This is a genomic window from Bradyrhizobium sp. Rc2d (assembly GCF_900099855.1).
GTDB lineage: Bacteria > Pseudomonadota > Alphaproteobacteria > Rhizobiales > Xanthobacteraceae > Bradyrhizobium.
Map to the genome: position 1 here is coordinate 559,621 of NZ_FNCU01000001.1, position 21,253 is coordinate 580,873.

A 21,253-nucleotide genomic window follows, 5' to 3' on the forward strand; every position below is an offset into this window, starting at 1 on the left:
GGTTGCTGCCTCTCGATCACGCGCGCGTGGGTTCGCCCCGGCCGGCGGCCGCGGGAGTTGGTGAAAATCGACAATTGCGGAAAGCGGTCATCAGAAGCCCTCGCGTAGCCATCGTCCGACCTTTCCAAAATATCCGCCGGTCCCTGTCTTGACCTGCTGCCGCGTATGCCGCGGTTCGACATGTTCGAGGTGAACATATTGCGGGTAGACGAGAAGTCCGGCCGGCACCGCGAACGCGGCATTCTTCGCCTCGTTGGGCAGCCGGCCGAAGCCGAGCGGACGTCCGACCCGCACGGGCCGGCCGAGAATCTGGGTGCCGAGTTCGACGAGGCCGGTCAGCTGCGAAGCGCCGCCCGAGAGCACGACGCGGCCGTTGGGCTCTGAGGCGAAGGGCGAATCCTTCAGCTTGTCCCGAACCATTTCGAAGACTTCCTCGGCACGGTGCTTGACGATGTTGGCGATAGTGGCGCGGGAGACGATCTGCGGCAGATCCTGCTCGTCACCGGCTGTCGGCACAGACATCAGCTCACGCGAGTCCGATCCGCCGGTGATGACGGTCCCATATAAAGTCTTGATTCGCTCGGCATCGGCAATGGTCGCGGAGAGTCCGCGTGCGAGATCCATCGTGATGTGTTGCCCGCCGACCGCAAAACCCGCCGCATGCACGAAACGGCCGCCGGAATAGACCGCGATCGTGGTGGTGCCGGCGCCCATCTCGACGACTGCGGCGCCGAGATCGGCCTCGTCGTCGGTCAGCACCGACAGGCCGGCCACATAGGGGCTCGCGGCCATGGCTTCGACATTGATGTGGCAGCGTTCCACCGCCAGCATCAGGTTCCGTGCCACGGTGGCGTCGCAGGTGACGACGTTCATGTCGACGCCGAACTGGTGCGCAACCATGCCGCGGGGATCGCGGATGCCTTTGACGCCATCGAGCGTGTAGCCGACCGGCAGGGCGTGCAGCACGGTGCGGCCTTCGCCGGTGGCATGGCGCATGCCGGTGGAGGTGACGCGGCTGACGTCGGCCTGAGTCACGGCGCCGCCGCGGATGTCGGCGGCGGCCTCGACCAGCTGGCCGGAGAGCCGGCCACCGGACACGGACAGCAGCACGGACTCGACCCGCACCTTGGCCATCTTCTCCGCGAGCCCGACGGCCTGGCGCACCGCCTGCTCACATTCGGTAAGATCGATCACCGCGCCGGCCTTCATGCCGCGCGACTGGATCTGGCTGTAGCCGATCAATTCCACCGCGTGGGTGCGGCCGCGCAACGCGTCGCTCGGCGGCGACGGCTTCAGCCGCGCGATCATGCAGGCGATCTTGCTGGTGCCGATATCGAGGCAGGCGACGATGCCGCCGCGCTTGTGCGGCATCGGGCGTGTCTTCGGCGTCTGGGTGCGATCGAGACCGGTCATGCGGAATCCCCGGCCTTCTTTTTCTTCTTGTCCTTGAACTGCTCCTCGCGCGCCTTGGCGGCGTCGTCGGACAGCTGCACCACCAGACGATCGGGCAGGCGCATGTCGACGGCGACGATGTCGCGGGAGAACAGCCTGTCCTCCTTGTCGAGCTTGGACAGCATCGCAAGGGCGTTGCCGACATCCTGCTCGGGCAGGCGGATGTCGAGACCATCCTTGAGCCTCAGGTTCCAGCGCCGCTCGCCGACGAAAATCGCGGCTTTCGTCACCGAATTGACCTGCGGATAGCGCGCCAGCAGGGCGAGGAAATCGCGGGCCTGGGTGTCGGCGCCCTTGCCGACCACGAGCGGCAGCGACAGGAAGCGGCGGGAGACATAGGGTTCGAGCACGGCGCCGTCATCGGCGATCACGGAGAGCCGGCCGGCCTCCTGCCACAGCGCGAACGCCTTGCGCTCGGTGAGCTCGATCATGAGCTGGCCCGGATAGAGCTTCAGCACGGTCGCGTCCGCGATCCAGGGATTGGCCTTGAGCTTGTCGCGCACCGCGTCGGCGTCGAGGAACAGCAGCGAGGAGCGGCCGCTGACGCCGCCGATCGCGAGGATCTCGTCCTGGGTGAGCTGCTTGCGGCCGTTGATCACGACGGAGGTGATGCGGAAGCCGGCGGAATTGGCCAGCGCGTTGCGGGCGTCGTTGACCGCAGTGATGAAATCCTGGAGATGGCCGCCCTTGACGATGCCGAAGCCGCAGCTTCCGATCAGGAGCAGCACGGTCATGCTGATCCCGACCCGGTGCGGCAGATAGCGCTCGACCAGCGCGACCATGCGCGGCGGCGGTTCGCGCTCGACGATGGCCTTGGTCTTGGCCTTGTCCTTGGCGGCGGCGCGCGCCGCCTCGAGTCTTTCCTGGCGCTTGTCCTGCACCCACTCGCGCAGAAGCACGACCGCTCCGATAGCGGCCGCCTTCAGGTCAGCTTGGGGCCTCAGCGATCTCAGAAACGACCGGGTGAGGCTTCCTGCACCATCCATTGCACGAGCTCGTCAACAAGTTTGGCCGCGACATCGCGCGGGTCCTGGCGAACATGACGTCTCGGACTTGCCGGGCCGGGTGCTGGTCTTCAGCAGAAGAAAACCTCTCCCCTTCAAAGCGTTCGCTGGAGGTGACATCACCGCAAACAGCTCACGCGCCGGCAGCCAAAGCGCCATATGCGCCGCCAGCGTTAACCTTCGGACGTCCTGGTAAACAAAAGGTAAAATTCGTTAACGCGGGATGCTTTTTGCCCCGCGATATCTGGCATTTATGCCGCGATATCCGGCATTTTACCGGTTTTTGACCCCAAATCGGGCCGTTTCGGCCTTTCGGCCGTTAACCAGTCCTAATTATTTCCGGGCCCGCTGCTCGGCGAGCTCGATCAGGCCACGCAGGAAGTCGACGAACGCGATGCCCTCGGCCTTCAGCGCCTTGGGGTAGAGCGAAGAGTTCGTCAGCCCGGGGAGCGTGTTGGTCTCGAGATAAACGAGGCCCCTGTCCGAGACGATGAAGTCCGAGCGGGAATAGCCGGCACAGGACATCGCCCGATGCGCCGCCATCGCCTGCTCCTTCAGCGCGGCGGTGATCTCGGGTGCAAAACGGCCGGGGCAGATCTCCTGGGTCGACTTCAAAAGATATTTCGCGGCGTAGTCGAAACTGCCCTCGCCCGGAATGATCTCGATCGGCGGCAGCGCGATGATCGAGCCATCGGTGCGCTCCAGCACGCCGCAGGTCGCCTCGACGCCGGCGACGTAGGGCTCGATGACGTACTCCTCGTGCTTCGCCGCGTTGCGGACGGCGACGAGATCCTGCTTGGCGTTGACGAAGATCAGGCCGTAGCTCGATCCGTCCCGCGCCGGCTTTGCGATCAGCCGACCATATTCGGCGAAAGCCTCGTCAATGTTGTCGAGCGCGACGTTTGCCGGCGGCGTCACGCCGCCGAGCGCGGCGAAATGCTTGGCAGCGATCTTGTCGAAGGCGAGATGCGAGGAGGCCGAGCCCGATCCGGTGAAGGCCACGCCGCGCGCCTCACACATCACCTGCAATTCGCCGTTCTCGGCGCGCCCGCCATGCAGGCCGAGCACCAGCACCCGGCCTTCCGCCTTGGCCTGGTCGAGCGCCTGCGCCAGCGGGATGCCACGCGTGCCGGGCTTGAACTCGTCCTCGAACGGACGGGCATGTTCGAGCAGTTGTTTCGACTGCACGACATGCACCCTGTCCTCGACATCCCACCACCACAGATCGGCCTCGGGCAGCGCCTGATGCAGCGCCTGGGCTGAGGCGACCGAAACCAGACGTTCGCGGTTGGAGCCGCCGAAGAGGATGGTGATGCGCATGTGCTCTCGTCGCCTGTCCAGGTTAGCCGGGAATTCCGATCCGCTTGATTTCCCAGTGTAGCTCAATTCCGGAATTCGCTTTCACGCGTTCGCGCACCGTCTCGCCCAGCGTCTCGATATCGTGCGCGGTGGCCTCGCCGGTGTTGATCAGGAAATTGCAGTGCATCTCCGAGACCTGCGCACCGCCGACGCGCAAGCCGCGGCAGCCGGCCGCGTCGATCAGCTTCCAGGCGGAATGGCCGGGCGGATTCTTGAAGGTCGAGCCGCCGGTCTTCTCGCGGATCGGCTGCGCTGTCTCGCGATGGGTCTGCACCTCCGCCATGCGCGCGCGGATCGCATCACTATCCCTGATCTCGCCGCGAAAGCGCGCGGAGGTGAAGATGATGGAGGGATCGACGCCGCTGTTGCGGTAGACGAACTTCATATCGGCGTTGGAGAACACGTGCTTGCTGCCGTCGCGCGCGACGCCCCTCGCCTCGATCAACACGTCCTTGGTCTCCCCGCCATTGGCGCCCGCATTCATGCGCAGCGCGCCGCCGATCGTGCCGGGAATGCCGAAATAGAATTCGAGCCCGCCGATATTGGCGGAGACCGCAACTTCCGCCACGCGCTTGTCGAGCGCCGCCGCGCCCGCGGTGACGATATCGCCGCTCGCGCTCGTCTCGCCGAAGGCGCGCGGTGCGAGACGAATCACCACACCCGCAATGCCGCCGTCGCGCACGATGAGGTTGGAGCCGACGCCGACGACATAGACGGGAATGTCGGACGCGAGATGCGCGAGGAAGTAGGCGAGGTCGTCCTCGTCAGCCGGGGTGAACAGCACCTGTGCCGGACCGCCGACGCGAAACCAGGTGAGCTCGGCGAGCGACTGGTTGGCGAGCAGCCGACCGCGAAGATCAGGCATCGCGGCCTTTAGCGAGGGGGTGATGTCGGGGAAGCTCACCGGCCTACCCCAGCGCCTTCAATTCGTCCGGCAACGCGTACGCCCATTGCGTGATGTTGCCGGCCCCCAGGCACACGACGAGATCACCTGGCTTCGCCAATCCCTTGACGATGCCCGCGAGCGCCGAAGCCGCCGGCAGCGGGATCACCTCGCGATGGCCGTGGGCGCGCAGGCCCGCCACGAAATGATCGCGGTCGATACCTTCGATCGGCGCTTCGCCGGCGGCATAGACGTCGGCGACTACAACCGCGTCCGCATCGTTGAAGCAGGTGCAGAATTCCTCGAACAGCGATTGCAGGCGGGTGTAGCGATGTGGCTGCACCACGGCGATCACCTTGCCGGTGTAGGAATCGCGCGCCGCTTTCAGCACGGCCGCGATCTCCACGGGGTGATGGCCGTAATCGTCGATCACGGTGACGCCGTTCCACTCGCCGGTCTTGGTGAAGCGCCGCTTGACACCGCCGAAGCCTGCGATGGCGCTGCGGATCTTGTCGTCGGAAACACCAAGCGTGTGCGCAACTGCAATCGCCGCCGTCGCGTTCGAGGCGTTGTGCCGACCCGGCATCGGCAGCGCGAGGTCGGCGATCTCGTGCACAGCCCCGCTCTTGCGATCGCGGATGACGACCTTGAATTTCGAGCCGCCGCCGCCCGCCGTGAGGTCGACCAGCCGCGCATCGGCCTGCGGATTCTCGCCGTAAGTGATGATGCGGCGATCCTCGATCTTGCCGACGAGGCTCTGCACCACGGGATGATCGATGCACATCACGGCGAAGCCGTAGAACGGCAGGTTCTCGACGAAATGGCGGAACGCATCCTGTACGGCATCGAAGGTCTTGAAATGATCGAGATGTTCGGGGTCGACATTGGTGACGATCGCGACATCGGTCGGCAGCTTCAGGAACGTACCGTCACTCTCGTCGGCTTCCACCACCATCCAGTCGCCGGCGCCGAGCCGCGCGTTGGAGCCGTAGGCGTTGATGATGCCGCCGTTGATCACGGTCGGATCGAGCCCGCCGGCATCGAGCAACGTTGCGACCATCGTGGTCGTCGTGGTCTTGCCGTGGGTGCCGGCAATCGCGACGCAGCTCTTCAGCCGCATCAGCTCGGCCAGCATCTCGGCGCGACGCACCACGGGAATGCGCCGTTCGCGCGCCGCCATCAATTCCGGATTGTCGCGCTTGATCGCGGTAGAGATCACTACGACCTCAGCGCCGTCGACATTCTCCGCCTTGTGGCCGACCGAGACCTTCGCGCCCTTCTTGCGCAGCCGGTCGAGATTGTAATTGTCGGCGGCGTCGGAGCCCTGCACGGCATAGCCGAGATTGACCAGCACCTCGGCGATGCCGCTCATGCCGATTCCGCCGATCCCGACGAAGTGGATGGGTCCGATCTCGCGCGGCAGTCTCATACTCTGTTCCCTGACCTCGCCGCCCCCGAAGGCGGCATCTGGCGAAGGTCACGGCCAAATCAGCCGCGCGCCTTTCCTACTGGATGCCCCGCTTTAGAAGGCGAAGACAAGGGCTTTTTCGCGTCAGATTCCCGCGACTTTGACCACGAGATCCGCCAGCCGCTCGGCCGCGTCGAGCCGGCCGGCGCCGCGGGCGGCGTCGGCCATGGCGGCAAGACGCGCCGGCTCGGCGGCGAAGGCGGAGATTTCGGCGGCAAGGCGGTCCGGCGTGAACTCGGTCTGCGGGATGCGGATGGCGCCATCGACCTTGACCAGCACGCCGGCATTGGCGAACTGATCCTGGTCGATCGAGCCCGGCAGCGGCACCAGGATCGAGGGCCGCCCGATCGCGGCAAGCTCGGCGACCGTGCCCGCGCCGGAGCGCGACACCACCAGATGGTTGGAGGCAAGCCGCGCCGGCAAATCCGTGAAGAAGGGCGCGAGCTCGACCCTGATCTTGAGCTTGTCGTAGACCGCGCGCACGCGGCTCATGTCCTCTTCGCGCACCTGCTGGGTCAGGACGAGGCGGCTCCACAGCGCAGGCTCGAGCCGCTCGATCGCGCCCGGCACGATATCGGCCATGATGCGCGCGCCCTGACTGCCGCCGACGACGAGCAAGCGGAGCGGACCGTTCACGTCAGGCGTGATATATTTTACCGCAGCGGCCGCGAGGATCGCCGGCCGCATCGGCGTGCCGACGGTCGTGGTCTTAGCCGATAGCGCCGGATCGCGGTCGAGCACGCCGGGCAAGGACGTCGCGATGGCGCGGACACGGCTCGACAGGAATCGGTTGGCGCGGCCGAGCACGGCGTTGGCGTCGTGGATGATCCCGGGCACGCCGGCGAATTTCGCCGCGACCAGCGGCGGCAGCGTCGGATAGCCGCCGAAGCCGACGACAGCGACAGGCTTCAATCGCTTGATCAGAGCGTAGGCAGAGAGCGTGCCGACGGCGAGCGTGAGGCCGGCATAGGCAAGCTGGAATGGATTGCGGCCGCGCGCAGTCTCGCTCGAGACGACGTCGATCATGTCCTTGCTGAACAGCCCGCTATAGCGCAGCGCGCGCTCGTCGGTGACGAGGCGGACGCGAAAGCCGCGCCGGATCAATTCGACGCCGAGCGCCTCGGCCGGAAACAGATGACCGCCGGTGCCGCCCGCGGCGAGAAGAATCAGGGGGGACGTGTCCATAGCGGAGGGTTTTACAAGGTCTTTCTCGTCATTGCGAGCGAAGCGAAGCAATCCAGACTACCTCCGCGGAGACAGTCTGGATTGCTTCGTCGCAAGAGCTCCTCGCAATGACGACGAATTACGCGTAACTCCGCATTGCCTCGGCGCGGCCGCTCGCCTCGACCTCGGTGCGCGGGCGTAGCCGTGTCAGCGCCAGCATCATGCCGACGCCATAGGCGAGCGACACGATCGAGGAGCCTCCATAGGAGATGAACGGCAGCGTCATGCCCTTGGCGGGGATGAGCTGGAGGTTGACCGACATGTTGATCGCGGCCTGGACGCCGAACAGGATCGCAAGGCCCGAGGCCGCAAAGCGCGAGAACATGTCCTCATTGGCATAGGCGCGCGACAGCGTGCGGATGACGACGAAGGCGAACAGCGCCAGCATCGCCAGGCACAGGATGATGCCGAACTCTTCGGCGGCGACCGCGAACACGAAGTCGGTGTGGCTGTCCGGCAGGCTGCGCTTGGCGATGCCCTCGCCCGGTCCGAGGCCGAACCAGCCGCCATTGTAGAAGGCTTCCATGGCGGTATCGACCTGGAAGGTGTCGCCGGAGGCCGGATTCATGAAGCGCCTGATGCGGCCCGCTACGTGGGGAACAAAAAGGTAGGCACTGAACAGGCCGGCCGCGGCGGCGCCCGCAAGGCCGAACACCCAGATCATGCGCATCCCTGCGATGAAGAACAGCGAGCCCCACACCATCAGGATCAGCATGGTCTGGCCGAAGTCCGGCTCCATCACCAACAGCGCGACCAGCGTCAAGAGCAGCGCCAGCGCCATCGAGGTCGCCGGCATCTCTGGCCGCTTGGTCGATTCCGCGAACAGCCAGGCCGCGATGACGACGAATGACGGCTTTGCGATCTCGGAGGCCTGGATGTTGATGCCGAGCAGCGTGATCCAGCGCCGAGAGCCCTTCACCTCGGGGCCGATCGCGAGCGTCACCACGATCAGGATGATGCTGATGGTGAAGATGATCAGCGCGCTGCGGCGGATCGCGCGCGGCGAGAGGAACGAGACGCCTAGCAGCACCAGGCAGGACGGGAGGAGGAACATCACGTGGCGGCTGAAGAAATGGAAGGGATCGAGCCCGATGCGGGTGGCAACCGGCGGGCTCGCCGCCAGCGACAGGATCACGCCCGTGAGCATCAGCGCCAGGATGGCGCCCATCAGCGGCTTGTCGACGGTCCACCACCACTCGGAAAAGGGGGTGCGTTCTTCACGGGAGAGCATGGGCGGCCGCTTTCGGACAGAGGTCCGTCCATTGGTCGCCGAGGTTGGTTACCGGGGGGTTAAGGAATCATTCAAGTTTTGAAGAGTCTCGTGCCCCGGACGCAGCGCAGCGCCCTTGCGGTGCGCTGCAGAGCCGGGGCCCATCGTGGCTTCTGGGTCCCGGCTCTGCGGAGCGTCACTTCGTGCCGCACCGCGTCCGGGACACGAGGGCCCTACTCGTAGCTGATCGTAACATCCCCCGCGCGTTCATCGCGCTTGTAGATCTGGTCAGGCCCGGGAATGAAACCGATCCTGACCGCCCGCTCAGTACTCCAGGCGACGACGGGATCGAGATGCCCGCGCACGCTGACAAAGGTCGGCGTGCTCTCAGGCGAGAACGTTCGCCCGCGAGCTATGATGCTGGCTTGCGTGCTGTCGGGCACCGTCGCTCCGCACGACTTCCAGACCACGACGACCAACTGGCTACCGCTTGGCGAGGCGAACGCGCGCTGGCGAACGACGCGGCATGCGCCGAATCCGCTCATGACATTGTCGATGATGACAACGAAGACAAAACCCGCAACGACCGGGACAGTAAGAGCAGCGACGGCAATTCCGATCCAGCGTCGCCGCGACATCCTCACACCACCGGCTTCACGCCCGGCAGCGCTTGCACCAGCTCGCGGAACTTGGTGCCGCGGATCTCGAAATTGCGGTACTGGTCGAAGGAGGCGCAAGCGGGCGACAGCAGCACGACTGCGTCGGTGAGCCCTGAGGCTTCTGCGTCGCGCGCGGCGTGCTCGACGGCAACGTCCAGCGTCTGGCTAATCTCGTGCGCAACCTCGCTGCCCAGCGTTCCCGAAAATTCCTGCGCGGCCTCGCCGATCAGATAGGCTTTGCGAATGCGCGGGAAGAAGCCGGTCAGGCTGGTGATGCCGCCCGCCTTCGGCTTGCCGCCCGCGATCCAGAAGATGTCGGCGAAGGACGACAGCGCGTGCGCGGTGGCGTCGGCATTGGTGCCCTTGGAATCGTTGACGAACAGCACGTTGCCGCGGCAGCCGACCTGCTCCATGCGATGGGCAAGGCCCGGAAAGCTGCGCAGGCCGCTCTGGAGCACATCGAGATTGATGCCCATCGCGAGCGCGGCGGCGGCGGCGCAGGCGGCATTCTGCGCGTTGTGCTGGCCGCGCAGCGAGCCGATGCCGCCGAGCGCGGCGATCTCGCTGCGGGCACCGCTCGAGGTGCGCACGATGTTGCCGTGCTCGACATGGATGCCGCTCGCCAGCGGATTCTTGACGGAGATGCGCACCACGTTCTTGCCGGCGCGGTCGAGCCGATCGGCGATGTCACGGCAAAACCCGTCGTCGACGCCAACGATCGAGGTGCCGCCCGCCTGCACATTGGCGACGAGGCGCTCTTTCACCGCGGCGTAATGCGCGATCGTGCCGTGACGGTCGAGATGGTCCTCGCTGACATTGAGCAGGATGCCGAGGGACGGATCAAGCGAGGGCGTGAGGTCGATCTGATAGGACGACATCTCGATAACGTGGACACGGCCCATGCGCGGCGGCTCCAGCGACAGGATCGCGGTGCCGATATTGCCGCCCATCTGGGTGTCGTAGCCGGCGACTTTCGTCAGGTGCGCGATCAGCGCCGTCGTGGTCGACTTGCCATTGGTGCCGGTGATGGCGACGAACGGCGCCTCCGGCGCGTGACGACGCCGCTCGCGGCAGAACAGCTCGATGTCGCCGATCACCTCGACGCCCGCCTCGCGCGCCTTCAGCACGCTCCAGTGTGGCACCGGATGGGTCAGCGGCACGCCGGGCGCCAGCACGAGCGCGGCGAAACTCGCCCAGGAGATGTTGCGCAAATCCGCGGTGACGAAACCGGCCTGCGCCGCCTTGGCGACGTTCTCGGCATTGTCGTCGGCGGCGATCACCTCGGCACCACCGGCTTTCAACGCATGGCAGGAGGCGAGCCCCGAACCGCCGAGGCCGAACACAGCGACAGTCTTGCCGGCAAAGGATGTGACCGGGATCATCGCGCGACCGTCAGCGCAGCTTCAGGGTGGAGAGCCCGGCGAGCGCCAGCATCACCGAGATGATCCAGAAGCGGATCACGATCTGCGGCTCGGTCCAGCCGAGCTGCTCGAAATGATGATGGATCGGCGCCATGCGGAAGATGCGTTTTCCGGTGAGCTTGAACGACACCACCTGCACGATGACGGAGACCGCCTCCAGCACGAACAGGCCGCCGATCACCGCGAGCACGATCTCGTGCTTCACCGCGACCGCGATGGCGCCGAGCATGCCTCCGAGCGCGAGCGAGCCGGTGTCGCCCATGAAGATCGAAGCCGGCGGCGCGTTGAACCAGAGGAAGCCGAGCCCGGCGCCCAATAGCGCGCCGCAGAGCACGGCGAGTTCGCCGGTGCCCGCGACATATTTGATCTGGAGATATTCGGCGAACACGGCGTTGCCGGCGAGATAAGCGATCATCGCAAAGCTCGCGGTCGCAATCATCACCGGCACGATGGCGAGGCCGTCGAGACCGTCGGTGAGGTTCACCGCGTTGCCGGAGCCGACGATGACGAAGGCGCCGAAGATGACGAAGAACCAGCCGAAATGCAGCACCGTGTCCTTCAGGAACGGAATCGTCAGCGCGGTCGACGCGGGATCGCGGTTCAGCCGCACCAGCGCGTAGCAGGCAACCAGCGCGATGGCCGCCTCGATCAGCAGGCGAAGCTTGCTGCCGAACCCGGTCGTGGTCTGCTTGGTGACCTTGAGGTAATCGTCATAGAAGCCGACGAAGCCGAAGCCGAGCGTCACCGCGAGCACAATCCAGACATAGGGGTTGAGCGGATTGGCCCACAGCACCGTGCCGACGGTGAGGCCGGACAGGATCATCAGCCCACCCATGGTGGGCGTGCCCTTCTTGGCGAGGTGCGATTGCGGACCGTCGGTGCGGATCGGCTGGCCCTTGCCCTGCCGGATGCGCAAATGATCAATGATCCAGGGTCCGAACAGGAACACGAACAGCGCGCCGGTGACGACGGCGCCGCCGGTGCGGAAGGTGATGTAGCGGAAGACGTTCAGGAAGGTGCGAAATGCACCGAAGCCCGGAAATGTGTTGGAGAGCTCGATCAGCCAGTAAAACATTCAGACGGTCCTATGGCGCCTTTGCATGCGCGGCCTTGGCATTGTTCTTGGCCTCAACGTGCCTCACGCGCATTCGCTGGCCTTCATCATCGGGGCGGGCGCGACCTCAGGGACAACGCACGGCTTCGCACCGCAAAGGGGGATTCGGGAACAGCGCCTTCCAAGCAGTTTACGCCTTTGCCTGCAAGGCGGCCACCAGGCCCGGCACAAACTTGTTGACCCAGAACATCTTCTTGCTGCCCTTGACAACCACGACGTCGCCTGCCTTCAGCAGGCGCGCAACCTCGTCCGGCTTCAGCGTGACGGGATCGTCGTGCCAGCCGAGCCCCTTGCTTGACGGCAGCACGTCGAAGAGGTGGCGCATCAGGGGCCCAACGCAATAGACGCCGTCGATGCCTTCGAGATGCTTGGCGAGGCCGATGTGGTAGCTTGGTGCGTCAGCGCCCAGCTCTAGCATGTCGCCGAGCACCGCAATGCGGCGCCCGCCAGTCATGTTGCGCGCCTGCAGGCTTTGCAGCGCAGCAGCGACGCTGGCCGGGTTGCCGTTGAAACTGTCGTCGATCACGGTGATGCCGCCGACCGCCTGCTCGACGCCGCGGCCGGTCATGATGCCGACCCGGTCGAGTTTGATCGCAAGCGTCGCCGCATCGAGGTTCGCCGCGCGGATCGCGGCGAGCGCGGCCAGCGCATTCTGCACGCGGTGCGGCGCGCCCGGCGTGAGGCTGAAGGCGATCTCCTTCTTGCCGAGCCTGGCCACGACCTGCCAGCTCTCGCCATGCGGGGCGTGCGCGATCTCGTGCACCTCGGCATGCTCGCCGAAGCGCACCACCGTACCTTTCCAATCCGGCGCCTTGATCCCGGCGGGCAGCACCAGCACGCCGTCCTCGGGCAGGCCGAGCGCGATCGAGACCTTCTCGCGCCTGATCGCTTCGAGCGAGCCGAGCTTTTCCAAATGCACCGGCTGGACGTTGACGACGAGCGCGACCGTCGGCCGGGTCAACTCGCTGAGCCGCGCGATTTCGCCGGGCTGGTTCATGCCCATCTCGACGATCCAGAGGCTGGCGTCTCGCCTGGCGTTGCACAGCGTCAGCGGCACGCCCCAGAAATTGTTGAAGCTCGACGGGCTGGCATAGGCGTTGGGGTAAGCGGCCAGAAACTCCTTGGTGCTGGTCTTGCCGGCGCTGCCGGTGAGCCCGATCACCGGACCGCCAAAGCGCGCGCGCGCGGCGCGCGCAAGTCCCCACAGGCCGTCGATCAGTGTGTCCTTCACGACGATCTGGGGAATGCGGATGCCCGCGATCTCGTGCGGCACGATCATCGCGACCGCTCCGGAGGCTTCCGCCTTGTCCGCGAACTCCCAGCCGTCACGCGCGCTGGCGAAGGCGGAGACGAAGCCACCGCTTGGCGTGCCGCTCAGCGCGACGAACAGGCTGCCCGGTTTCACCAGGCGGCTGTCCTGGGTGACGAAATCGATCGGCGTATCCGGGAATGATCCACCGACGCCCAGCGCGCGCGCCACCTCGGCAACCGTCCATATCGGCGCGCTCATGCAATCCTCGATGCTAGTGCGGCGGCGACCGCCTCGTGATCACTGAAGGGCAGCACCTCGCCGCCGACGATCTGCCCGGTCTCGTGGCCCTTGCCGGCGATGAGGAGCGCATCGCCCTCCTGCAAGTCCTCGATCGCCGCGCGGATCGCAGCAGTGCGGTCGCCGATTTCGCGAGCCCCCTTCGCGGTCGCGAGGATCGCGGCGCGGATCGCTTCCGGCTTCTCGCTGCGCGGATTGTCGTCGGTGATGATGACGCCGTCGGCATTCTCGGCCGCGATCTCGCCCATGATCGGCCGCTTGCCGGCATCGCGATCGCCACCGGCGCCGAACACGACGATCAGCTTGCGCCTGGCGTAGGGACGCAGCGCCTGCAAAGCCTTCGCCAGCGCATCGGGCTTATGCGCGTAGTCGACGAAGATCGGCGCGCCGTTGCGCTCGCCGACGCGTTCGAGCCGGCCCTTGGCGCCTTCGAGATGTTCGAGGCTCGCGAACACGTTTGCCGCATCGCTGCCGGTGCCGATGGCAAGGCCGGCAGACACCAGCGCGTTCTCGATCTGGAACTCGCCGACCAGCGGCAGCCGAACCTCATACCGCTTGCCGCAATGCTCGAGCGCGAGCGCTTGCGAAAAGCCCTCGACCTCGGCATCGGCGAGACGAATGCCCTCGCCTGCGCCGTCGCCGTTGCGGCCGACCGCCATCACGCGCAGGCCGCGCGCCTTCGCCGCGTCGATGACGTCCACTGAACAATCATTATCGGCCGAGATCACCGCTGCTCCATCAGGCGGGACCAGTTCGCGGAACAGGCGGAGCTTGGCCGCGAGGTAATGCGCAACGGTCGGATGATAATCCATGTGGTCGCGCGAGAGATTGGTGAAGCCGCCGGCGCAGACGCGCACGCCGTCGAGGCGGTACTGGTCGAGCCCGTGCGAGGACGCCTCGAAGGCGAGATGCGTCACGCCGTCGCGCGCGATCTCGTCGATCTGCCGGTGCAGCGCGATCGGGTCCGGCGTCGTCAGCGAGCCGTAGACGGTGCGCTTGGGCGAGACGAGGCCGATAGTGCCGATGCTGGCGGAGGCATGCCCCAGCCGCTCCCAGATCTGGCGCGTGAAGGCTGCGACGGAGGTCTTGCCGCTGGTGCCGGTCACCGCGGCAATCGTCGCGGGCTGTGCGGGAAAGAATCTTGCCGCGGCGAGCGCCAGAGCGCGGCGCGGATTGGCGACCGTGACGAACGGCACCTTGCTGCCATCAGGCGCATGGTCGCCGACGACGGCCACCGCGCCTGCCGCGACCGCAGCATCGATGAAGCGCGCGCCGTCGGTCTTGCTGCCCGCGAGAGCGAAGAAGAGATCGCCCGGCCTGACCTGCCGGCTGTCGAGCGCAAGGCCGCTCACATCGAGCGCCGCGGCAGCGGGCTCGATTGCGGCATCATTGCCTAGCAGTTCGCGCAGCTTCATGGTGTTCCAGTCGACATGCCGTGCCGGAAAGCCGAATCTTCGGAAAAGCCCCGACTCAGCAGCGGCAACGGCCTACCCGGTTGATTACTGGGTTGTCCTGGATGCTGCAAGAATAAGGCGGTCGGACGGCGGCAGGTCGAACCGCGGCTCGACGCCCAGAAGCGGCGCGATTCGCTCGATCACCTTGCCGCCGGTCGGCACCGCGTTCCAGCCGGACGTGATGAAACCCTTGGTTTCAGGAATCGCCTGCGGCTCGTCCAGCATGATCAGGATGTGATATTTCGGATCGTCGCAGGGCATGACCGCAGTGAAGGAGTTGAGCACCCGCTTCTTGGCATAGCGGCCGTTGATGACCTTCTCGGACGTACCGGTCTTGCCGCCGACGTAATAGCCCTTGATGTCAGCGGTCTTGGCGGTACCGATCTCGGCATTGAGCCGCATCAGATACCGCATCTTGTCGCTGGTGTCCTGCTTGATCACGCGCTTGGCCAGCGCCGCCGCTTCCGCTTCGCTGCGCTTCATGAAGGTCGGCGGAATCAAATAGCCGCCGTTCACCAGCGCGTTGATGCCCATCACCGCCTGGAGCGGCGCCACCGAGAGACCCTGGCCGAAGGCTGCCGTGACCGTGTTCAGCTCGCTCCAGCGGCGCGGGATCAGCGGCGCCGCGCTCTCCGGCAGCTCGGTGCGCAGCCGCGTCAACTGGCCCATCTTGGCGAGGAACGCCTTGTGCGCCTCGACGCCCTGGCTGAGCGCGATCCGCGCCGCGCCGATGTTGGACGAGTAGGTGAACACTTCCTTGGTGTTGATGAAACGCCCGAGCGGATGGCTGTCATGGATGGTGAATTTGCCATAGTGCAGGTTTCCGCGCGCATCCCACGACGAGTTCAGGTTGATCTTGCCGGAATCGAGCGCCATCGCCAGCGTGAACGCCTTGAAGGTCGAGCCCATCTCGTAGACGCCGGTGGTCAGGCGGTTGATGCGGTCGGGGTCGTGCGCTTCCTTCGGATTGTTGGGATCGAAGTCCGGCAGCGAGACCATCGCCACGATCTCGCCGGTCTTGACGTTGGAGACGATGCCGGAGGCGGCCTTGGCGTGGAACTTGTCCTTGGCCTTCAACAGCTCGTCGCGGAGCGCGTGCTCGACGCGCAGATCGACCGAGAGCTCGATCGGCTTTTGCAACCGGTCGGTGGCAAAGCCGGCGCGATGGAGATCGGCGAGCCCTTGATTATCGAGCCACTTCTCCAGGCCGGCGATGCCCTGGTTGTCGATATTGACGAGACCGATGAGGTGGGCGACCTCGTTGCCGGTGGGGTAGACGCGCTTGTTCTCGCGCAGGAAGCCGATGCCGGGAATGCCGAGCTTGTGGATGTCCTGCTGCTGCTTCGGCGTGACCTCGCGCTTGAGCCAGACAAAACCCTTGCGCGTCTTCAGGCGCTCGCGCACCTCGGCCTCGTCGAGGTCGGGCACGGTGGCGGTCAAAAGCTCGATCGCCTCGTCCTTGTCGATGATGCGGCGCGGCTCGCCGAACAGGCTCGCCGCCTTGACGTCGGTTGCCAGGATCGCACCGTTGCGGTCGACGATGTCGGGTCGCGCGGTCGCGACCACCTCCTGTGCCGCGGCGCGGCGGGCGCCGTGAGCGTCGGCGCCGATCGCGAACATCACGAGGCGGCCGCCGATCAGGGCATAGACCGAGGCGAAGGCGAGCATTGCGAGGCCAACGCGCGCGCGCGCCTTCGCGGCGCGATCGACATTGCGCCCGTAGAGCAGGCTGCGGATCAGCCGCTGCCGCCAAGGCTCGGTCTGCTTTTCCATGGGTTTTGCCGGGATCGGAGCGCTCATTGATTGTCCTCCGGCTGAGGCACGGAGCCCGTCACGGTCTCAGGATCGCTCGCGGCTTCGATGGTGTTGAGCATCGCTCCGATCGGGTCGGGCTCGCCCGGCCTGAACATCCGTGGCGGGCGCTCCGGCAGGTTCTTCAGCGAGTCATATTGCGTGCCGTTGACCGGCTTGAGCGACAGATGCCGGTCGGACAATCCTTGCAGGCGCAGCGGCGCATCGAGCTTGGCCCATTCGGCGCGCAGCGAGGCAATCGCATCCCGCTGTTCCCGGATCTCCGCATGCAGCCGCAGCACCTTCTCGGTGCGCGCGGTGGAGTCCATCTTGATCCGGTAGACATGGGCCGCCGCGAAGATCAGCGCGCCGATGACGAGGAGGTGGATGAAGCGCATGCGCTAGCCGCCCCTCATGACGTCGGAGAGTCTTGGCCATGACGATGGCTCCCCATCGTCATGCGCGGGCGCCGAGGTGCGCTCGGCGGCGCGCAGCTTTGCGGAGCGCGCACGCGGGTTATGCGCCACTTCGTCTTCACCGGCGACGACCGGCCGCCGCGTCAGCAGCTGGAAGCTCGGCGCGGCCTGCGCGACTTCCGGCAGATGCCGCGAGCCGCCGCCGCTCTTGGAACGTGAGGCGAGAAAATTCTTGACGATGCGGTCTTCCAGCGAATGGAACGAGACCACGACGAGGCGGCCGCCGGGCTTGAGCACGCGTTCGGCCGCAGCGAGCGCCGTCTGGAGTTCCTCGAGCTCTTCGTTGACGAAGATGCGCAGCGCCTGGAACGTCCGCGTCGCCGGGTGAATGTCCCCGGGCTTCGAGCGCACGACCCTGCCGACGAGATCGGCGAGCGCGCGCGTGGTCGTGAACGGCGTCTCCTGACGATCTGCAACGATGGCACGGGCGATGCGCCGCGAATGCCGCTCCTCGCCGAAGAGATAGATGATGTCGGCGAGATCGCCTTCGGAGGCGCGCGCGACGACGTCCGCCGCGGTCGGGCCCGCCTGCCCCATCCGCATGTCGAGCGGACCGTCGAGACGGAAGGAGAAGCCGCGTGCTGCCTGGTCGAGCTGCATCGAGGACACGCCGACATCCATCACGACGCCATCGACGGTGTCGACGCCCTGCGCCACGCAGACCTCGGCGAGGTTGGAGAAGCGGTCTTCGACCAGCGTGAGCCGGCCGGCGGAGCGTTCGACGAGCTCGGCACCGCCAGCGATCGCAGTACGATCGCGGTCGATCGCAATGAGCCGGGTTCCCGGCACATCGAGAATGGCGCGGCTGTAGCCGCCGGCGCCGAAAGTGGCATCAACATAGATGCCACCTTCGCGCGGGGCGAGATGGTCGATGGCCTCGCGGCCGAGAACCGGAATGTGCGGAGCCGAGCTCATGCGCCACGCCTGCCGAACGCCCAGCCTGACGTCGATGCCAGATCGGGAACGAAACAGCCCATGACGCCTCGAATGATTCTGCGTCGCGGCGGTTCCACGACAAGGCCCTCGTCCTACATGATTACCGAGTCCGGTCGTCCCGGGCGGCAAACCCAGTGTTCCCAGCGAATTTTGTCGGGCAGCCATGGGATTTCGAGCCAAAATACGCTTTGGCCGCCTCCGGACGCGGGTCGGCACTTCATCTCTCAGTAACGGCCCTTAGCGTTAAGAAAGCGTTGATCGGCTCGCGACAAGTCGAAAAGGTGACGCCGTGGTGATGCTTCATCCACACACATACGCCAAAATGCATCCGTTAACCGCGCCGCGCGATTGCGCGTGGCCGAGGGTAAAGGAATAGTAAAGAGAAGGGCTTGGCCCACACTCTCCGTCCAACTCGAGCTGTCCATGCCGTCCGGTTCGTCCACGCCGTCTGGATCTGATTCGAAGCGTCAACGCGTGCTCCCGGTTCCCAAGGCCGCGGCGGGCATGCGGACGTTCGATCCGGATTCCTCGATCGTCTCCGATATCATCCCTTCGCCGAACCATGGCGAGCGCGCCAAGGGACGCCAGCCGGACATGATCGTGCTGCACTACACCGGCATGCCCGATGTCGAGGGCGCGCTGGCGCGGCTGTGCACGGCGGGGACCGACGTGTCGGCGCATTACGTCGTGCTGGAGGACGGCCGCATCGTGCAATGCGTGCCCGAGGCCAGGCGCGCCTGGCACGCCGGCGTCTCGTCCTGGGCCGGCGAGGACGACATCAACTCCTGCTCGATCGGCATCGAGATCATCAATCGCGGCCATGACTGGGGCTATCCGGAGTATCCGCTGCGCCAGATCGCCGCCGTGATCGCGCTGTGCCGCGGCATCATGCTCCGCCGCAAGGTGCCGCCGCACCGGGTGCTCGGCCATTCCGACGTCGCACCCGCGCGCAAGAAGGATCCCGGCGAAAAATTTCCGTGGCATTCGCTGGCCAATTCCGGCGTTGGCCACTGGGTGACGCCCGCCCCGGTCGTGCGCGGCGAGACCCTGATGCTCGGCACCATCAGCGACGCCGTGCTGAGCATGCAGCAGGCGCTCGCCAGATACGGCTACGGCGTGCCGCTGACCGGCAAATACGATGCCGCGACCATGGAAGTCATCACCGCCTTCCAGCGACACTTCCGCCCGGCCCGTCTGGATGGTGTCGCCGATCATTCGACGCTGTCGACATTGCAGGCGTTGCTGGCGAGCTTGCCGCAAGAGGGGACGGCTGTCGCGTCGAAGTGACGACGACGGGCACATGCTTCGTCATTGCGAGGAGCTCTTGCGACGAAGCAATCCAGACTGTTCCGGCAGAAAGGCTCTGGATTGCTTCGCGGAGCCTGTTATCGGGCCGCGCTTCGCGCGGACCCGTTGGCTCACAATGACGGAGCTCGTGGCGACTATCCCATCTCCCTCACCCGTCGCGCATACAGCCGCCGCAATGGCTCCAGCTGTGTCGCCTCCGTCGCCGCCCGATACGCCTCGCGCGCCTCGTCCTTGCGGCCGAGCCGCCGCAACAGATCCGCGCGCACCGCGGGCAACAGCTCGTAGCCATCAAGCCCGCCGCGCGCGGTGATCGCGTCGACAAGAGCGAGCGCACGTGAAGGTCCATCAACCATCGACACCGCCGCGGCATGATTCAGCTCGATCACCGGCGAGGGACTGATGCGTAGCAGCACCTCGTAGAGCCCCGCAATCTGCGGCCAATCGGTCTCCTCAAAGCTGTTCGCGCGTGCATGCAGCGCCGCGATCGCGGCTTGCACGGCATAGGGTTGCGGGCGGCTGGGTAGGCGCAGCGCGTCCTCCACCAGAAGCAGGCCCTCCTCGATCTGCGCGCGATCCCACAGCGAGCGATCCTGTTCCTCTAGCAGCACGATATCGCCGGCCGGTGTCTCGCGCCCGCCGCGGCGCGCATCGTGCAGCAGCATCAACGCCAGCAGGCCCTTGATGCCGGCGCGATCGGGCATCAACCGGTCGAGCAGGCGGCCGAGCCGGATCGCCTCGACGGCGAAATCGGGCCGCATCAGGCCCGTACCCGAGGTCGCCACGTAGCCTTCGGTGAAGACGAGATAGATCACGGCGAGCACGCCGTCGAGCCGCAGCGCCAGCGCGTCGCGCTCCGGCACTTCGTAAGGAATACCGGCGAGGCGGATCTTCTGCTTGGCGCGAACGAGGCGCTGGGCCATCGCCTCCTCGCTGACGAGAAAGGCGCGCGCCACCTGCGCGGTGGAGAGCCCGCACACGGTGCGCAGCGTCAGCGCGATCTGGACTTCGGCTGCGAACGCGGGATGGCAGCAGGTGAAGATCAACCTCAGCATGTCGTCGTCGAGCATGGCCGGCGGCTCGTCAGGCGCTTGCGCGTTCAGCTCGAGCTCGTGCACCAGCGCTTGCTGCTTGCCGCGAAAGATGGCCCGGCGGCGAATGCGGTCGATCGCCTTGTTGCGGGCGACATTGACCAGCCAGGCGCGCGGATTGTCGGGGACCTCGCAGGCCGGCCAGCGTTCCAGCGCGACGGCGAAGGCGTCCTGAAGCGAATCCTCGGCGAGATCGAAATCACCGACGAGGCGGATCAGCGTGGCCAGCGCCCGCCCCGCCTCGTCACGGAAGATGGCTTCGATCTCGGAAGGGGTCATGTCACACGATCACTCTCCTCCCGTCATTCCCGGGCGCGGCAAGGCCGCGAGCCCGGAATGACGAAGGTGAGAGTTGTCACTTCTCATACACCCAGATCGGCCGCACCTCGATCGACCCAATGCGCGCGCTGGGAATCCGCGCCGCAATCTCGATCGCGGCGTCGAGATCCTTGGCCTCGATCAGATAGTAGCCGCCGAGCTGCTCGCGCGTTTCCGCGAACGGACCGTCGGTCGTCAGCGTCTTGCCGTCGCGCACGCGCACCGTCGTCGCGGTCGTGGTCGGCCGGAGCCGATCGCCGGCCTTGAAATTGCCGTTCCGGATGATGGATTGCGTGAAGGCCTCATATTCCGCCGACATCTTCTGAGTGGTTCCCGTGTCAATCTTCGCGTACTCGGCCTCGTTCTGGTAGATCATCAGCAGATACTGCATCGCTTCACTCCTATTGTTCGGCTGTGTTGCCGACATCCAGTCGAACGGGGCACGCTCCAAACGACATCTTCAGGATAAATTATTTCGGGCGAGGCGTGCGCGGCGATATCGGCTTGACGGAACCGTCACCAATGCTCCATGCGTAAAC

18 protein-coding genes are annotated in these 21,253 nt (G+C 65.9%); 1 reads left to right on the forward strand and 17 read right to left on the reverse strand.

Features of this window, described 5'->3' with window-relative positions:
- Nucleotides 1-90 precede the first annotated feature (90 nt).
- The 15 genes from ftsA to rsmH all read right to left on the reverse strand — a co-directional run bounded on the left by ftsA (nt 91) and on the right by rsmH (nt 17,979).
- Nucleotides 91-1,413, reverse strand: a complete 1,323-nt coding sequence (gene ftsA, locus BLV07_RS02570) for a cell division protein FtsA (RefSeq protein ID WP_091879199.1) — start codon at nt 1,411-1,413, stop codon at nt 91-93.
- Nucleotides 1,410-2,438: a cell division protein FtsQ/DivIB gene (locus BLV07_RS02575; RefSeq protein WP_091879202.1), complete on the reverse strand. Its 1,029-nt coding sequence runs from the start codon at nt 2,436-2,438 to the stop codon at nt 1,410-1,412. The genes ftsA and BLV07_RS02575 overlap by 4 nt, the downstream gene beginning before the upstream one ends.
- Before the next feature lie 351 nt (nt 2,439-2,789).
- The gene (locus BLV07_RS02580) at nt 2,790-3,776 is read right to left on the reverse strand and encodes a D-alanine--D-alanine ligase family protein (RefSeq protein ID WP_091879204.1); all 987 of its coding nucleotides are present in this window, start codon (nt 3,774-3,776) and stop codon (nt 2,790-2,792) included.
- 22 nt (nt 3,777-3,798) lie between these two features.
- A complete protein-coding gene (murB, locus tag BLV07_RS02585) occupies nt 3,799-4,719 on the reverse strand; it encodes a UDP-N-acetylmuramate dehydrogenase (protein WP_091879207.1) in 921 nt (306 codons plus the stop codon).
- A gap of 4 nt (nt 4,720-4,723) precedes the next feature.
- Nucleotides 4,724-6,127: a UDP-N-acetylmuramate--L-alanine ligase gene (murC, locus tag BLV07_RS02590; RefSeq protein WP_091879210.1), complete on the reverse strand. Its 1,404-nt coding sequence runs from the start codon at nt 6,125-6,127 to the stop codon at nt 4,724-4,726.
- Between the two features lie 123 nt (nt 6,128-6,250).
- Nucleotides 6,251-7,351 (reverse strand): undecaprenyldiphospho-muramoylpentapeptide beta-N-acetylglucosaminyltransferase, encoded by a 1,101-nt coding sequence (gene murG / locus BLV07_RS02595; RefSeq protein WP_091879213.1) that lies wholly within the window; start codon nt 7,349-7,351, stop codon nt 6,251-6,253.
- Between the two features lie 118 nt (nt 7,352-7,469).
- A complete protein-coding gene (ftsW, locus tag BLV07_RS02600) occupies nt 7,470-8,621 on the reverse strand; it encodes a putative lipid II flippase FtsW (protein ID WP_091879216.1) in 1,152 nt (383 codons plus the stop codon).
- A gap of 212 nt (nt 8,622-8,833) precedes the next feature.
- Nucleotides 8,834-9,238, reverse strand: a complete 405-nt coding sequence (locus tag BLV07_RS02605; protein ID WP_091879219.1) for a hypothetical protein — start codon at nt 9,236-9,238, stop codon at nt 8,834-8,836.
- 2 nt (nt 9,239-9,240) lie between these two features.
- A complete protein-coding gene (murD, locus tag BLV07_RS02610; protein ID WP_091879222.1) occupies nt 9,241-10,641 on the reverse strand; it encodes a UDP-N-acetylmuramoyl-L-alanine--D-glutamate ligase in 1,401 nt (466 codons plus the stop codon).
- Nucleotides 10,642-10,651: 10 nt separating this feature from the next.
- Nucleotides 10,652-11,755 carry a phospho-N-acetylmuramoyl-pentapeptide-transferase gene (gene mraY, locus BLV07_RS02615; RefSeq protein ID WP_091879224.1) on the reverse strand — a complete coding sequence of 368 codons (1,104 nt, stop codon included), beginning with the start codon at nt 11,753-11,755 and terminating at the stop codon, nt 10,652-10,654.
- A gap of 169 nt (nt 11,756-11,924) precedes the next feature.
- Nucleotides 11,925-13,304, reverse strand: a complete 1,380-nt coding sequence (locus BLV07_RS02620) for a UDP-N-acetylmuramoyl-tripeptide--D-alanyl-D-alanine ligase (RefSeq protein WP_091879227.1) — start codon at nt 13,302-13,304, stop codon at nt 11,925-11,927.
- Nucleotides 13,301-14,758: a UDP-N-acetylmuramoyl-L-alanyl-D-glutamate--2,6-diaminopimelate ligase gene (locus tag BLV07_RS02625; protein WP_091879230.1), complete on the reverse strand. Its 1,458-nt coding sequence runs from the start codon at nt 14,756-14,758 to the stop codon at nt 13,301-13,303. The genes BLV07_RS02620 and BLV07_RS02625 overlap by 4 nt, the downstream gene beginning before the upstream one ends.
- Before the next feature lie 84 nt (nt 14,759-14,842).
- A complete protein-coding gene (locus tag BLV07_RS02630; RefSeq protein ID WP_091879233.1) occupies nt 14,843-16,597 on the reverse strand; it encodes a peptidoglycan D,D-transpeptidase FtsI family protein in 1,755 nt (584 codons plus the stop codon).
- Nucleotides 16,594-16,986 (reverse strand): cell division protein FtsL, encoded by a 393-nt coding sequence (gene ftsL / locus BLV07_RS02635; protein WP_091879235.1) that lies wholly within the window; start codon nt 16,984-16,986, stop codon nt 16,594-16,596. The genes BLV07_RS02630 and ftsL overlap by 4 nt, the downstream gene beginning before the upstream one ends.
- A gap of 3 nt (nt 16,987-16,989) precedes the next feature.
- Nucleotides 16,990-17,979 carry a 16S rRNA (cytosine(1402)-N(4))-methyltransferase RsmH gene (gene rsmH / locus BLV07_RS02640; protein ID WP_176945297.1) on the reverse strand — a complete coding sequence of 330 codons (990 nt, stop codon included), beginning with the start codon at nt 17,977-17,979 and terminating at the stop codon, nt 16,990-16,992.
- A 444-nt stretch (nt 17,980-18,423) separates the two neighbouring features.
- On the opposite strand from rsmH, the gene BLV07_RS02645 reads away from it, so the two are divergent.
- Entirely contained in the window at nt 18,424-19,287 is an 864-nt protein-coding gene (locus BLV07_RS02645; RefSeq protein ID WP_176945298.1) for an N-acetylmuramoyl-L-alanine amidase, read from the forward strand.
- A gap of 155 nt (nt 19,288-19,442) precedes the next feature.
- On the opposite strand, the gene BLV07_RS02650 is transcribed toward BLV07_RS02645, so the two are convergent.
- Nucleotides 19,443-20,675: an RNA polymerase sigma factor gene (locus tag BLV07_RS02650; protein WP_091879241.1), complete on the reverse strand. Its 1,233-nt coding sequence runs from the start codon at nt 20,673-20,675 to the stop codon at nt 19,443-19,445.
- Between the two features lie 76 nt (nt 20,676-20,751).
- Entirely contained in the window at nt 20,752-21,105 is a 354-nt protein-coding gene (locus tag BLV07_RS02655) for a YciI family protein (RefSeq protein ID WP_091879244.1), read from the reverse strand.
- Between the last annotated feature and the right edge of the window lie 148 nt (nt 21,106-21,253).

What these genes read in the sequence shown, in the direction of transcription:
- BLV07_RS02605 (WP_091879219.1), bottom strand. Translation starts at nt 9,238, where the DNA reads ATGTCGCGGCGACGCTGGATCGGAATTGCCGTCGCTGCTCTTACTGTC.
- BLV07_RS02580 (WP_091879204.1), bottom strand. Translation starts at nt 3,776, where the DNA reads ATGCGCATCACCATCCTCTTCGGCGGCTCCAACCGCGAACGTCTGGTT.
- BLV07_RS02620 (WP_091879227.1), bottom strand. Translation starts at nt 13,304, where the DNA reads ATGAGCGCGCCGATATGGACGGTTGCCGAGGTGGCGCGCGCGCTGGGC.
- BLV07_RS02645 (WP_176945298.1), top strand. Translation starts at nt 18,424, where the DNA reads ATGCCGTCCGGTTCGTCCACGCCGTCTGGATCTGATTCGAAGCGTCAA.
- ftsL (WP_091879235.1), bottom strand. Translation starts at nt 16,986, where the DNA reads ATGCGCTTCATCCACCTCCTCGTCATCGGCGCGCTGATCTTCGCGGCG.
- murC (WP_091879210.1), bottom strand. Translation starts at nt 6,127, where the DNA reads ATGAGACTGCCGCGCGAGATCGGACCCATCCACTTCGTCGGGATCGGC.
- mraY (WP_091879224.1), bottom strand. Translation starts at nt 11,755, where the DNA reads ATGTTTTACTGGCTGATCGAGCTCTCCAACACATTTCCGGGCTTCGGT.
- ftsA (WP_091879199.1), bottom strand. Translation starts at nt 1,413, where the DNA reads ATGACCGGTCTCGATCGCACCCAGACGCCGAAGACACGCCCGATGCCG.
- rsmH (WP_176945297.1), bottom strand. Translation starts at nt 17,979, where the DNA reads ATGAGCTCGGCTCCGCACATTCCGGTTCTCGGCCGCGAGGCCATCGAC.
- BLV07_RS02625 (WP_091879230.1), bottom strand. Translation starts at nt 14,758, where the DNA reads ATGAAGCTGCGCGAACTGCTAGGCAATGATGCCGCAATCGAGCCCGCT.
- BLV07_RS02655 (WP_091879244.1), bottom strand. Translation starts at nt 21,105, where the DNA reads ATGCAGTATCTGCTGATGATCTACCAGAACGAGGCCGAGTACGCGAAG.
- BLV07_RS02650 (WP_091879241.1), bottom strand. Translation starts at nt 20,675, where the DNA reads ATGACCCCTTCCGAGATCGAAGCCATCTTCCGTGACGAGGCGGGGCGG.
- murD (WP_091879222.1), bottom strand. Translation starts at nt 10,641, where the DNA reads ATGATCCCGGTCACATCCTTTGCCGGCAAGACTGTCGCTGTGTTCGGC.
- BLV07_RS02630 (WP_091879233.1), bottom strand. Translation starts at nt 16,597, where the DNA reads ATGAGCGCTCCGATCCCGGCAAAACCCATGGAAAAGCAGACCGAGCCT.
- ftsW (WP_091879216.1), bottom strand. Translation starts at nt 8,621, where the DNA reads ATGCTCTCCCGTGAAGAACGCACCCCCTTTTCCGAGTGGTGGTGGACC.
- BLV07_RS02575 (WP_091879202.1), bottom strand. Translation starts at nt 2,438, where the DNA reads ATGGATGGTGCAGGAAGCCTCACCCGGTCGTTTCTGAGATCGCTGAGG.
- murG (WP_091879213.1), bottom strand. Translation starts at nt 7,351, where the DNA reads ATGGACACGTCCCCCCTGATTCTTCTCGCCGCGGGCGGCACCGGCGGT.